Annotated in this window: 10 protein-coding genes and 2 tRNA genes; all 12 read left to right on the top strand. The window is 48.2% G+C overall.

The genetic code is table 11. The features are described from left to right. Position 1: 1 nt before the first annotated feature. Positions 2 to 3,220, top strand: a complete 3,219-nt coding sequence (gene carB / locus BS614_RS24295; RefSeq protein WP_047843734.1) for a carbamoyl-phosphate synthase large subunit — start codon at positions 2 to 4, stop codon at positions 3,218 to 3,220. Positions 3,221 to 3,322: 102 nt separating this feature from the next. Beyond that, on the top strand, positions 3,323 to 4,063 hold the full coding sequence (pyrF, locus tag BS614_RS24290) for an orotidine-5'-phosphate decarboxylase (protein WP_074095837.1): 741 nt from the start codon (positions 3,323 to 3,325) through the stop codon (positions 4,061 to 4,063). Continuing rightward, positions 4,060 to 4,701 (top strand): orotate phosphoribosyltransferase, encoded by a 642-nt coding sequence (gene pyrE, locus BS614_RS24285; RefSeq protein ID WP_036614805.1) that lies wholly within the window; start codon positions 4,060 to 4,062, stop codon positions 4,699 to 4,701. Before pyrF ends, pyrE begins: the two co-directional genes overlap by 4 nt. Positions 4,702 to 4,973: 272 nt before the next feature. Continuing rightward, entirely contained in the window at positions 4,974 to 5,921 is a 948-nt protein-coding gene (locus BS614_RS24280) for an ABC transporter ATP-binding protein (protein WP_074095836.1), read from the top strand. Further along, a complete protein-coding gene (locus BS614_RS24275) occupies positions 5,884 to 6,993 on the top strand; it encodes an efflux RND transporter periplasmic adaptor subunit (protein ID WP_074095835.1) in 1,110 nt (369 codons plus the stop codon). The genes BS614_RS24280 and BS614_RS24275 overlap by 38 nt, the downstream gene beginning before the upstream one ends. After that, entirely contained in the window at positions 6,993 to 9,914 is a 2,922-nt protein-coding gene (locus BS614_RS24270) for an ABC transporter permease (protein ID WP_074095834.1), read from the top strand. The genes BS614_RS24275 and BS614_RS24270 overlap by 1 nt, the downstream gene beginning before the upstream one ends. 2 nt (positions 9,915 to 9,916) lie before the next feature. Further along, on the top strand, positions 9,917 to 10,780 hold the full coding sequence (locus tag BS614_RS24265) for an ABC transporter ATP-binding protein (protein WP_036614799.1): 864 nt from the start codon (positions 9,917 to 9,919) through the stop codon (positions 10,778 to 10,780). Positions 10,781 to 10,800: 20 nt separating this feature from the next. After that, entirely contained in the window at positions 10,801 to 12,252 is a 1,452-nt protein-coding gene (locus BS614_RS24260) for an ABC transporter substrate-binding protein (protein ID WP_074095833.1), read from the top strand. Between the two features lie 107 nt (positions 12,253 to 12,359). Next, positions 12,360 to 12,551 carry a hypothetical protein gene (locus tag BS614_RS31870; RefSeq protein ID WP_047843730.1) on the top strand — a complete coding sequence of 64 codons (192 nt, stop codon included), beginning with the start codon at positions 12,360 to 12,362 and terminating at the stop codon, positions 12,549 to 12,551. Between the two features lie 71 nt (positions 12,552 to 12,622). Further along, a tRNA-Met gene (locus BS614_RS24255) sits at positions 12,623 to 12,696 on the top strand. A gap of 56 nt (positions 12,697 to 12,752) precedes the next feature. Beyond that, positions 12,753 to 12,826: transfer RNA gene (locus tag BS614_RS24250), tRNA-Ile, on the top strand. Positions 12,827 to 13,007: 181 nt separating this feature from the next. Continuing rightward, a complete protein-coding gene (locus BS614_RS24245; protein ID WP_074095832.1) occupies positions 13,008 to 13,430 on the top strand; it encodes a hypothetical protein in 423 nt (140 codons plus the stop codon). The last annotated feature ends 122 nt before the right edge of the window (positions 13,431 to 13,552 follow it).

The raw sequence follows: 13,552 nt of genomic DNA, 5'->3' as shown, positions 1-13,552 counted from the left end.
CATGCCGATTAACAAAGATCTCAAAAAAATCCTGGTGATTGGTTCCGGTCCAATCGTCATCGGTCAAGCGGCCGAGTTCGATTATGCCGGTACACAAGCTTGCCAGGCTCTGAAAGAAGAAGGCGTGGAAGTTGTACTTATCAACAGCAACCCGGCGACCATTATGACGGATACAAACATGGCTGACAAAGTCTACATTGAGCCAATTACACTGGATTTTGTAACCCAAATCATTCGTCAAGAGCGTCCAGATGGCTTGTTGCCAACATTGGGTGGTCAAACAGGTCTGAACATGGCTGTAGAACTGGCTCGTGCAGGCGTGCTGGAACGTGAAAATGTGAAATTGCTCGGAACACAGTTAACATCCATCGAGAAAGCGGAAGATCGTGATCTGTTCCGTGACCTGATGCGTGAACTGGAACAACCTGTACCAGAAAGTGTCATCGTAACGACACTTGAAGAGTCACTTGAATTTGCAAATGAGATTGGTTATCCAATCATCGTACGTCCAGCCTATACACTGGGCGGAACAGGCGGCGGAATCTGTGCGAACGAAGAAGAGCTGCGCGAGACGGTGGCAGCGGGAATTCGTTACAGCCCGATTGGGCAATGTCTGGTCGAGAAGAGCATTGCAGGAATGAAAGAAGTCGAGTATGAGGTTATGCGAGACAAAAACGATAACTGTATCGTTGTCTGCAACATGGAAAACTTTGACCCGGTAGGTGTTCATACAGGCGACAGTATCGTCGTAGCACCAAGCCAAACCCTGTCGGACCGTGAATATCAAATGCTGCGTTCAGCTTCCCTGAAAATCATCCGTGCCCTGAACATCGAGGGTGGATGTAACGTACAGTTTGCATTGGACCCACACAGCTTCCAATACTATGTTATCGAAGTAAACCCACGGGTAAGCCGTTCATCAGCTCTGGCTTCCAAAGCAACGGGTTATCCGATTGCAAAAATGGCTGCCAAAATTGCCATGGGTTACACGTTGGATGAAATCGTGAACCCGGTAACAGGCCAAACGTATGCTTGCTTCGAGCCTACGCTGGATTATATCGTGAGCAAAATCCCACGCTGGCCGTTCGATAAGTTCATCTCGGCGAACCGTAAACTGGGAACTCAGATGAAAGCAACAGGCGAAGTAATGGCTATTGGCCGGACATTCGAAGAGTCGATTCACAAAGCAGTTCGTTCCCTGGAAATTGGCGTACATCGCCTCTACCTGAAGGATGCTGAAACGCTGGACGAAGCTACCCTGAACGAGCGTCTGATCAAAGCAGATGATGAGCGTATCTTCCTGATTGCGGAAGCATTCCGTAGAGGATATACATTGCAACAACTGCAGGACCTGACCAAGATCGACTGGTGGTTCCTGGACAAAATCGAAGGTCTGATCGCATTCGAAGATCGCATTCGCGAAGAATCCGAATTGTCTTCCGACATTCTGTATCAAGCGAAACGCCTTGGATTCACGGACCGCGCCATTGCTGAACTGCGTGCGCAAGGTCAACCAGGAGGCACATTAACAACTGAAGCGGAAGTTAGAACTCGTCGGGAGGCAGAGAACCTGCGCCCAGTGTACAAAATGGTAGATACATGTGCAGCTGAGTTCGAAGCAACAACGCCATATTACTACTCAACTTACGAGACAGAGAATGAAGTGATCCCTTCAGACAAGAAAAAAGTTGTGGTACTGGGTTCAGGACCAATCCGGATCGGTCAAGGGATCGAGTTCGACTACTCTACTGTACACGCAGTATGGGCATTGCAAAAAGCAGGATATGAAGCAGTCATTATCAACAATAACCCGGAGACGGTGTCTACGGACTTTAATACATCAGATCGCCTATACTTTGAACCGCTCTTCTTCGAAGATGTCATGAACGTGATTGAACAGGAGAAACCAGTAGGAGTTATCGTACAGTTCGGTGGTCAAACGGCCATCAACCTGGCAGCACCACTGCGTAATGCAGGTGTAACCATTCTCGGAACGGATCTGGAAAGCATCGATGAGGCGGAGGATCGCAAGAAGTTCGAACGTCTGCTCTCCCGTCTGGAGATTGCACAGCCAAAAGGTAAAACGGTCATTTCCGTTGATGATGCGGTAGAAACAGCTCAAAGTCTGGGCTACCCGGTACTGGTTCGTCCTTCCTATGTACTCGGCGGTCGTGCGATGGAGATTGTATACTCCGATGCTGAATTGCTGACATACATGGAACAGGCGGTTAAAATCAATCCGGAGCATCCGGTCCTGATCGACCGTTACATGATGGGTAAAGAAGTTGAGGTTGACGCCATCTGTGATGGTGAAACGGTATTGATTCCGGGAATCATGGAACATATCGAGCGTGCAGGGGTTCACTCTGGTGACTCCATCGCGGTATATCCTCCTCAACATCTGTCCCAGGATTTGAAAGAGAAAATTGTAGAGATTACAATTAAAATTGCGAAAGAACTGAAAACGGTAGGTTTGGTCAACATCCAGTTTGTTATCCATGATGGCCAAGTGTACATTATCGAGGTGAACCCGCGTTCATCCCGTACCGTACCATTCCTGAGCAAAGTAACCAACATTCCGATGGCGAACTTGGCAACACAAGCCATTCTGGGTGTGAAACTAAAAGATCTTGGTTATGTTGACGGGCTGTGGCCTGAATCGGATCATGTATCTGTTAAAGTTCCGGTCTTCTCCTTCGCGAAGCTGCGTCGTGTAGAACCAACCCTCGGACCTGAGATGAAGTCTACAGGTGAGGTTATGGGTCGTGACCCGAATTACGCTAAAGCATTGTTCAAAGGTCTTATCGGCGCAGGAATGAAAATTCCGGCAACCGGAGCAATTGTTGTGACTGTAGCAGACAAAGACAAAGACGAAGCGGTTCCTTTGCTCGAAGGTTTCTACAGACTGGGTTACAAAATCATGGCTACCGGCGGAACAGCAGCTGCGCTTGAAGCTGCGAACATTCCGGTAACGACTGTGAACAAATTAAGTGAAGGTTCGCCGAACATTCTGGATATGATCCGTAGCGGCGAAGCAAACTTTGTCTTCAATACACTCACCAAAGGCAAAACACCGCAGCGTGATGGATTCCGTATCCGTCGTGAAGCGGTAGAGAACGGCATTGTATGTATGACTTCATTGGATACGATTCGTGCGCTGCTGATCATGCTGCAAACGATCAACTTCTCTTCGGAAGCAATGCCTGTCTTTGTAAAATAATAACTCTCTGATGAAGGACATCAGTCAGCCTGCGGGCTGGCGGGATGTCCTTTATATCGGGCAAAAACAGAAAAAATGAGCAAGTGGAGGGGAGCGCTGGTGATGAATCAAGCGAGTTTCAATGAAATGGCTGGCCGTCTGATGGTGGCACTGGATTATCCTGGAGCAGAAGAAGCGAAAGCATTGGTACAAGCACTTGAAGGTATTCCCTGTTATCTGAAGGTGGGCATGCAGCTGTTCTACGCAGCAGGACCGGAGTTTATTCGGGAGCTGAAATCCAAAGGATACTCCGTTTTTCTGGATGTGAAAATGCATGACATTCCCAACACCGTTCGTGGCGGTGCTGAAAGTATCACACGTCTGGGTGTAGACATGTTCAATGTACATGCAGCAGGTGGAGCCCTCATGATGCGTGCTGCACGTGAAGGTGCTGAGGCAGCTATAGCTGCTGATCCTTCCCTTAGCAAGCCCGAGATCATTGCAGTCACCCAACTGACCAGTACAAGTCTGGAAACGATGAATAACGAGATTGGCATTCCGGGAAGTGTGGAAGCTGCTGTGGTCCGTTATGCAGGACTGGCCCAAGAGGCCGGACTGGATGGGGTTGTTGCTTCTCCACTGGAAGTGCCCGCAATTCGGGCAGCGTGTGGCAGTGCTTTTCACACCGTTACTCCAGGAATCCGTCCAGCGGGTAGTGGTCTGGGAGATCAGACACGCGTCTTGACGCCGGGTGAAGCCATTTCCAGAGGCAGTCATTACATTGTCGTAGGCAGACCCATTACAGGCGCTCCCAATCCGCGTGAAGCGGCAGAAACCATTTTGAAGGAGATGTTGAACGCATGATCGAACTGAATGAGATTCCGAATCATATTGCTTCCCAACTGTTGAAAATCAAAGCCGTGGCATTGCGTCCGCAGCAGCCATTTACATGGACATCCGGCATCAAATCACCAATATACTGCGATAACCGCTTAACGATGTCCTATCCGGAGATTCGCAACGATATCGCTGAGGCCTTTGCAACGATTATTCGTAACCAATACCCAGATGCAGAAGTCATTGCAGGTACGGCAACCGCAGGTATCCCGCATGCTGCCTGGGTGGCTCAGAAGCTGGATCTGCCGATGGCCTACATTCGTGATAAAGCGAAAGGACACGGCAAAGAGAACCTGATCGAAGGTCTGATTACCGAAGGACAGAAAGTGGTTGTCATCGAAGATCTGATCTCTACAGGTGGAAGCTCGATCAAAGCAGCCGAAGCCGTACGTGTAGCAGGCGCAACACCTCTCGCCGTGCTTGCGATTTTCAGCTATCAGCTGGATAAAGGTGTTAAAGCATTCGAAGATGCTGGAATTCCACTTCAGACGTTGTCTAATTACACGGCGCTGATGGATGTGGCTTTGGCTCAGGGAACGATTCAGGAGAGTGACTTTGAGTTGCTTAAATCCTGGCGTGAAGATCCTTCTTCATTTGGTAAATAATATCATTGATACCTCGAAAAAATGTTCAGGATTGAACGGTATCAAAATTGTAATGATTGCCGTCATAGCGGCAAAACCATCGAATATGCAAGAGGCATCCCGCACTTTGGGGTGCTTTTTTCGTTTGTTCATCAAAATATTAACTTTTTCCCTCTACCGTTGTAAAAAGCTTGTAACCTTTAGTTGGGATCGGTCGTTTATAATTCAGTGTAGGTTGGAACAGATTTCTAATTTTAGGTTTTTTGAAGAAATGATCGGGATATCAAGAAAGGATGAGCGTGATTGCTGGCATGAAGAATTTATTTCTCAGAAAAAGACCTGCCAAGAGCCAGTCAAGCGAGGAATATCAACAGGGGGAAGCGCAGCTGGAGGCATCGACGGTTTCGGGAGAAAATACATACAACAATGAACACGATCACCCGACGAGTGAACCTCCGTTACCTGAAAGTGAAATCGCTTCAGATGAAGTGGCTGCAGCTGCTGTCACCACCGTTGGTGAACCCCAGAAGAAGATCAAACCAAAGAAGGATATGCTGCCTCCATATGATGGACCTGTACTGGAGGTGCGTAACGTGCATCGCAGTTTCCAGACAGGCAGTCGCATTATCCATGTGCTCAAAGGCATTGATATGGAAGTGAATCCGCAACAACTGGTCATGCTGAAGGGGCGATCGGGCTCAGGCAAAACAACGTTACTGAATATGCTCGGTGGACTCGATCAGCCTTCAAGTGGAGATATTCTATTCTCCGGCCAGCCTCTTCAGGATTGGGGAGACCGACGACGGACCGCTTTGCGGCGCAAAGAGATCGGTTTTATTTTTCAGGCATATGCACTCATGCCCTTATTATCTGCTTGGGAAAATGTAGAACTGTCGCTGCGAATGGCGGACGTTCCGCGAGCGGAATGGAAGGACAGGGTTGGTCACTGTCTGGATCTGGTTGGACTATCCAAACGGGTGAAGCACCGACCTTTCGAGATGTCCGGGGGAGAGCAACAGCGGGTGGCTATAGCCAAGGCGATTGCCCATAGACCCAGATTGTTGCTTGCGGATGAACCTACAGCTGAACTGGATTCCAAGATGGGCGCTCAGGTCATGGCCGTATTCCGCAATATTATTGAAGTAGAACAAGTAACAATATGTATGACTACACACGATCCTACAATTTTGGAGGTTGCGGACCATGTTTATGAAATGGCGGACGGCAGATTTATCAAGTAAAGGGGCCGCTCCGAAGAGGGGGAAACGCGCAGCACTTATTGTACTTGGTGCAATAATGGTTGCAACGATGTCCGGTTGCTCATTGCTGCCGTCAGAAACAGAGGAAGAAGTGCTTCCGCCTATCACACCACCAACGATCTCCAAGAAACCGGAATATGAAGTCCGGACGGAAACGTTGGAGAAAAAAGTAAGTGGTAGTGGCAAGATGATGAGTCAGCGGGAAGAGAAGGTGTACTTCACGCTTGATGGCATGCATGTCAAAGAGTTAAATGTTAAACCAGGGGATAAAGTGAAAAAGGGCCAACTTCTCGCCGTGCTCGATGTGGAAAGTGTAGAGAAAGAGATCCGTGGCAAGAAACTGGCTATTCGCAAATCCGAAGTTCAAATGAAGGAAACACTCCGCAAGAAGGATGAGATGGACCCGGTGGAGTTCGAAGAAGCAACGATTGCGTTTGAAGAACTGCGCCAGGAACTCGCTGATCTGGAGGAACAACTGGGCAAAGCCACGTTGACAGCTCCGTTTGGCGGTACCGTTATTGCTGTGCAGGTAGAGAAGGGTACAGCTGTGAAAGCGTATGATCCGATTGCTACGATTGCGGATACATCGAATCTGGTTGTGGCAGCTACCTTTGCCAAGGAAGATCTGGAGAAGTTCTCGGCTGGTATGAAGGCAGAAGTAGATATTAATGGAGCCGGTAAAGTCGCTGGCAAAATTAAAGTTATGCCTATCGCGGAAGCATCGGGAAGCGGCAGTGGCGAAGGGACGGGTGAAGGCGTTACGCCTCCAACCAAGGAAACGCTGGATAAGTATGTTATCGTTACACTTGCAAAAATGCCAAAAGGCGTCGAACGTGGCACACCACTATCGGTCTCGATTGTAACGCAGCGTACCGAGAACGCGATTGTGATTCCTGTATCCGCTTTACGCTCCATCGGTTCAAGAACGTACGTACAAGTCGTGGAAACTGATGGAAGCAAGCGTGAAGTGGACGTTGAAGTTGGACAGCAGACATCGACAGATGTTGAGATTCTGAAAGGTCTGACCGTAGGTCAGAAAGTAGTGGGACGCTAATGGGGCTGCCATTGCTTCGGCTGCTGTTCCGCAAAATGTGGAACACGCGCTGGATGACCTTCAGCACACTGATCGGATTGATTGTGGCGGTAGCGTTCACCGTCAGTATTCCAATGTATGCCGATGGTGCGTTGAAACGGGTCGTCGCGCAAACGCTGCAGGATAACAGTGAAGGGTTGCCAGCCGGTTCGTTGCTTATGAGTTATCAGGCACCTGGTGGCGTGAAGACAGACACTCGGGGTCTGGACGAAGTAGATCGTTATATTCGTGAGGATGTTCCTCGCGACATCGGGTTTCCTTTTCATACGTATGTGAATTCGAGATCCATTCGCAGCACAGAGGTGAGCCCGGAAGATCCAACCAAAGTGGATGCCAGCAGGGCGCGCAGTATGAGTCTGGGTACGATGAGTGGGCTGGATGCACAGGTGAATTACTCTGCCGGGGTGAAACCTGGAAACCAGGTCAAAGATGACACGATCGAGGCAGTCATGTTGGAAGAGGGCATGTACCGTAACGACCTGCATATCGGTGACATTCTGGAATATCCGGTGTATAGCGGTCTTGATATCACGTTACGTGTGAAGATTACGGGGTCCTTCAAGGCAGATGATCCAAACAGCCCTTACTGGGTACAAGGATTTGACGGCATGATGAATGGACTATATGTGGATGAATCGGTTTTTAATGATGTTTTACTGAAGGAAAAAGGGATTCCACTTCAAAATTCACGTTGGTATTATGCCTTTGATCTGAAAGAAATTCAAACCAGCCAGTTATCAGGTCTGACTTCCATGCTGGAAAGGCTGGATATCGATCTGTACCAGAGGCTGAAAGATACAAAAGTGGACATCACCTTTGGTGATCTGCTCAAGCAGTTCCGCAGTCAGAGTCTGCAACTGCAGACCATGTTGTTTACCTTGGCAGCACCGATGATTGCGATGGTCTTTTATTTTATTGCAATGAACGCCAGACAGTCATTACAGAAGCAAGAGAGTGATATTGCGGTATTGCGAAGCCGTGGAGCTTCAGCTCGGCAGATCTTCTCTCTCTATCTGCTTGAAGGCATATTTCTGGGCGCTATTGCGCTGGTTATTGGGCCGTTGCTCGGTTGGTTTATGGCCAAGAGTATCGGTTCAGCAAGTGGATTTCTCTCGTTCGTAGATCGGAAGTCTATTCCGATCGGTGTATCAAAAGAAGCTATTCTCCTGGGCGTAGCAGCGGTCCTTGTTGCGATTATCGCATCACTTATCCCTGCGATAACCTATGCACGGGCAACCATTGTATCTGCCAAACGGCGGCAGGCACGGACAGACCGTGCTCCAGTATGGCAACGCTGGTTTCTGGATGTTGTGTTGCTGGGTCTGGCTGGATATGGATACTACATGTTCTATGAACGTCAGATGTTGACCTTCCAGACCGGAATGACAACGGATCAGTTGCAGGTACAGCCGTTTCTGTTTTTTGTACCCGCACTCGCGATCTTTGCGCTTGGACTATTCTTCCTGCGCTTGTTCCCGTGGATATTGAAGCTTATTCAGTTGATCGGTCGCAAATTTCTCCCGGTCCCGTTGTATCTGACATTAACACAGCTATCGCGTTCATCTTCTTCCTATTATCCGCTGATGATCCTCCTTGTACTGACACTGGGACTTGGGGTGTACAACTCGGCTGCGGCTCGGACGATTGATCTGAATTCCACTGAGCGTACCTTGTACCGTTATGGTTCTGATGTGATTATGCAGACTGTGTGGGAAGGGACACCTGAGGTTAAACCTGGTGGTTCCGGACAAAATGGCGGTACGGGTGGAGGTCAACAAGGTGGTGGCAATGGAGGAGGAGGTTCTGCTGGTGGTGGTTCCGGCGGAGGCAATGGCGGTGGAGGTGCTCCAGGTGGTGGCGGCGGTTCTTCGCAGCCATCCAAAGTCATCTACTCCGAACCTCCATTCGAAGTGTTCCGCAGATTAGACGGGGTTGAACATGCAGCACGCGTGCTGCAGACCAAAGGCAATATTATCGTCTCTGGTAAATCGGGTGGACAGGGAATGCTGGTCGGAATTGATAATGTGGACTTTGCTCAAGTGGCTTGGTTCCGCAACGATCTGTTCCCGGCACATCCTTACAAGTACCTTGACTTGCTTGGTAAATATGAAGGGGCTGTATTGATCTCCTCCAAATTTGCTGACAAATTCAAACTCAAAACTGGAGACCTCGTCTCCATGGGTGTACAGGGACAGGCGATTGAATTTGTAGTCTTCGGAATTATTCCTTACTGGCCAGCCCAGTATCCAGATCAGATGCCATTCTTCGTGGCGAATCTGGATTATATCTATGATCAGGTGCCTTTGATTCCTTATGAGGTGTGGCTGAAAATGGAACCGGATGCCAAAGTGGCTCCATTAATGGAGAAACTCGCAGCAGAAGGTATCGAGTTATCTTCTGTGCGTGACGTTCGCACAGAATTGGTATCTCAGGCTAAACATCCGTCAAGAGGTGGCGTATTCGGGATACTGAGCCTTGGATTCCTAGTATCGGTTATTATCTCGTTGATCGGATACGTGCTGTACTGGTTCTTCAATTTGTCCGGACGTGTTGTGCAGTTTGGTGTATTACGGGCCATGGGCTTATCCCGGGCACAACTGAGCGGTATGCTGCTGCTGGAGCAGGTGTTCACAGCGGGGCTGTCGATCCTGCTAGGTATTGGGATTGGTCAGGTATCCAGTCGTTTATTCCTGCCATTCCTGCAAACGACGGATAATGTATCTGCTCAGGTACCTCCGTTCCGGATTGTGTTTGAACAGCAAGATATGTTGCAACTGTATGGGGTCACCGTAGTGATGCTGGTCATTGGTGCAACGATGTTGCTCTGGCAGATTCGCAGATTGCGGGTTCACCAGGCAGTCAAAATGGGAGAGGAGAGGTAAACGTGATCCAGTGCGAAGGACTTGTCAAAATTTTTAAATCCAGCGATGTGGAAGTCGTTGCCCTTCAGGGTCTCAACCTGACTGTCAATCAAGGTGAAATGATGGCCATCATCGGTAACAGCGGTAGCGGTAAATCCACGCTGCTGAATATTCTGGGCGGCCTTGATCGTCCTACGGCTGGTACGGCTGTTGTGGGAGACTGGGATTTGCTCAAGATGACAGATGCCCAATTGGTCGAATACAAACGTCATACAGTAGGTTTTATCTGGCAAAATAACGGTCGTAACTTGCTGCCTTATCTCACTGCACTGGAAAATGTGGAGACTCCCATGATTCTGGGAGGCAAGCGTGATCGTGCTTACGCGAAACAGTTGCTCGAATGGGTAGGCCTTAAGGATCGGATGCATAACAAATTGCATCAATTGTCAGGAGGAGAGCAACAACGGGTAGCGATTGCGATCTCATTATCCAATCGTCCCAAAATTTTGCTTGCAGATGAACCTACAGGTTCGGTCGATTCCGAGACTTGTGATACAATCATGGGCATTTTCCGCAGAATGAACAAGGAACTTGGCGTTACGATTGTCATCGTTACCCATGACTTGACGCTTGCTGGCAAGGTGGACCGGATCGTTGCGATTCGGGACGGCTTGACCAGTACCGAGTTTGTGAAGCGCAACCCGAATCTGGATGATGAGCATAACTTGTCCGAGGCGGGTATGCCAGACATCCATGAAGCATTTGTCATTATAGACCGTGCAGGACGTCTTCAGGTGCCAAAAGAGTATCTGGAGGCCTTATCCATTGATAACCGGGCTACATTGGAATTTGACGGTGAACGTATTGTTATCACACCGCCAAGATAATTAAGAGGGGGAACTGGGAAATGAAGAATAGTATGTGGGGAAAACGTGTGCTGGCTGTCATCGCTACTGCGACGCTAGCACTGCCGCTGATTGCCGGCTGTACGGCAAGTGAGGCCAAGGATACCGAGCAGCGTGTATTACGCGTGGCTACGTTGTGGGGAGGACAGGATGACAGTTACTTCCGTCAGCAATTCACCGATGCTTTTGAACTGACACATCCCAATGTAACCATCGAGATTGTAGCTGCTGTTGATCAGAGCAGTATGTATGGGTATGGCAACACGGAAGAACAGCCGGAAGTCCCGGATACAATGGAAAGTCTGAAGAAGATTATGACTGGGGATAACCCGGTTGACGTTATCGTGGCCGATACCGCCACAGTGAAATCATTAATTCAGGAGAATCTGGTGAAACAGCTGGACCCACTGATGCAGGAAGATAAGTTTGATACCAGTGATATCGTGCCTAGTGTACTGGAGGGAATTAAGGACCTTGGGGATCAGAGCATTTATGCATTGACACCAACGTTCTCCTCATCGGCTTTGTTCTATAACAAAGGTATGTTTGAAAAAGCAGGCGTGGAACCGCCAACGGACAACATGACATGGGACGATATTTTCAATCTGGGTACCCGTCTAACGAAAGGTGAAGGTAAAGATCATGTATTTGGTTTCTCCTTCACGACATATCAGGGTGGTTCGCCGTACTACTCCATGCAGCAGTACTACAGCTCGTTGCAGCTGAAGACGTTTGATGACAAAGCAGAGAAGATGACAGTAGATTCTCCTCAATGGGAGAAAGTGTGGAGCACCATCAGCAAACTTGCGATTGACAAAGTTATTCCTAAAGGCGACGAACCACAGGATCAGAATCCGAGTGGGCGTTATGATCCGGTACAGGGTGACCTATTCCTGAGTGGCAAGTCAGCCATGGTTATTGGTGATTACAGCTATATTAATCAATTAATTGATGCCAATAAAAATGCGGATAAAATGAAAGACTTTACGAAAGTGGATTGGGATGTGGTAACACCTCCAGTTCACCCGGAAGCTCCTGAAATTGGAGGTAGCATCTACCTGAGCAACCTCATGGCGATTAATAGTGCGGCTCAGAACCCGGATGATGCGTGGGAACTGATCAAGTACATGAACAGTGAGGACTGGGCCAAGATCAAAGCACGTAGCAGCTATGAGATGGTATCACGGAAGAGCTTCATTAAACCCAAAGACGGCCTGGATTATAACATTCAAGCATTCTATGCGCTGAAGCCGATTCCGCCAACCAATACCAATCTGGATAAAATGTATCAAAAATCCCCAGGCTTATGGCAAGTCAATGAAAAAGGTATGGAATATTTCAACCAAGTACTAGAGAACAAAAAGACACCAAAAGAAGCGCTTGGTGAGTGGGCAGCTAAAGGAAACGAGATGCTGGAGAAATTGAAAAAGGATCCTAAAGCTACGTTTCAATGAGATTTGATGAAGTAGTCATATTTATAAGTTAAGGATAGCCGCTGAAGATTTTAATCTTTGGCGGCTATTTTTATGAAAATGGGGTATTCTACAAAAAGCAGGAATAAATGACGACTCCGGAAAGGACGAGCGGTATGCACTGGGTATATTTCAGCAAGTTGTATGCAACCAAATTTCAGGCAGGATGTCTGGCCAAACGTATGGAGCAGGATGGGTGGATTTACGGGCATAATGAACCAGCGGAAGTGGAAGTTTATCGATCACGTAAAGGACGTTATGGTGTACGGTTTATTCCCTGACATTACCCCTTGACTTATCGGGATAGAATGGTGTATATTAATTAAGTCGCTGTTTTAATATTTCTTACTGACGCGGGGTGGAGCAGCCCGGTAGCTCGTCGGGCTCATAACCCGAAGGCCGCAGGTTCAAATCCTGCCCCCGCAATTTAGTTTCACTTGGATGATTCACAGCCATCATCTGCACGTTATACATTATGTCTAGGGCCCTTAGCTCAGTTGGTTAGAGCGGTCGGCTCATAACCGATTGGTCACAGGTTCGAGTCCTGTAGGGCCCATACTCTTAAAACCCTTGCCTAGCAAGGGTTTTTTTCTGTCTGCATGTAAGCTCTGAAGTAAAAGGTATCTTGTAATGGTGTCTTTCTAGTATGCCCTTTTTTTCGAATCACGATGTATGTCCATGCCATATCTCAAATCTCGCATATACTACCTTATCCCAACCCATAGGAGGTAGATTTCATGAGTCAATTTCTTGATGCAAGAACATCTCAGAATGCGAGTTTGGCTAACTCTATTGCAATACCAATCCTGGTTATTAATACACCACAATTATTCGGCCAGATTGGTCTGCAAACAGCAGGAGCAGGGGCAAACCCACGGGTACAATTCAAAGGTACGGTGTCTGTGCAACTTCCTTTGGCACTCGTTGGTGTAACCATTACAATTGTTAGGGGGACTTTGTCAACGGACCCTGTGATTTATTCCGCAACGTCTACGTTCAGCTTGAGTGTCCTTGCACCTCAGATTATTACGTTCTCTGCGGATGACTTCAACCCGCCTATCACGCCTCAATTGACGTACACTGCATTTATCAGTTCCAACTTGCTCGGTACGATCCGTGTAGGCCCTGAGAACTTTGATGGAGCTGTGTATTCCGACTAATGTTGAGCGTCCTTGCCTAAGTAAACTAGATCAATAGTCTTCTTAATTGAAAGGCCTCAAGGACCTGCCCTCAAAAGCAGGTTTTTTTTCTGTTGAAGGGGAAAACTGAACTTCATCGAGTA

Origin of the sequence: Paenibacillus xylanexedens, assembly GCF_001908275.1 — a bacterium.
Lineage (GTDB): Bacteria > Bacillota > Bacilli > Paenibacillales > Paenibacillaceae > Paenibacillus > Paenibacillus xylanexedens_A.
The sequence above is the reverse complement of the archived record's forward strand: the minus strand, read 5'-3'. Positions and strand labels throughout refer to the sequence as shown.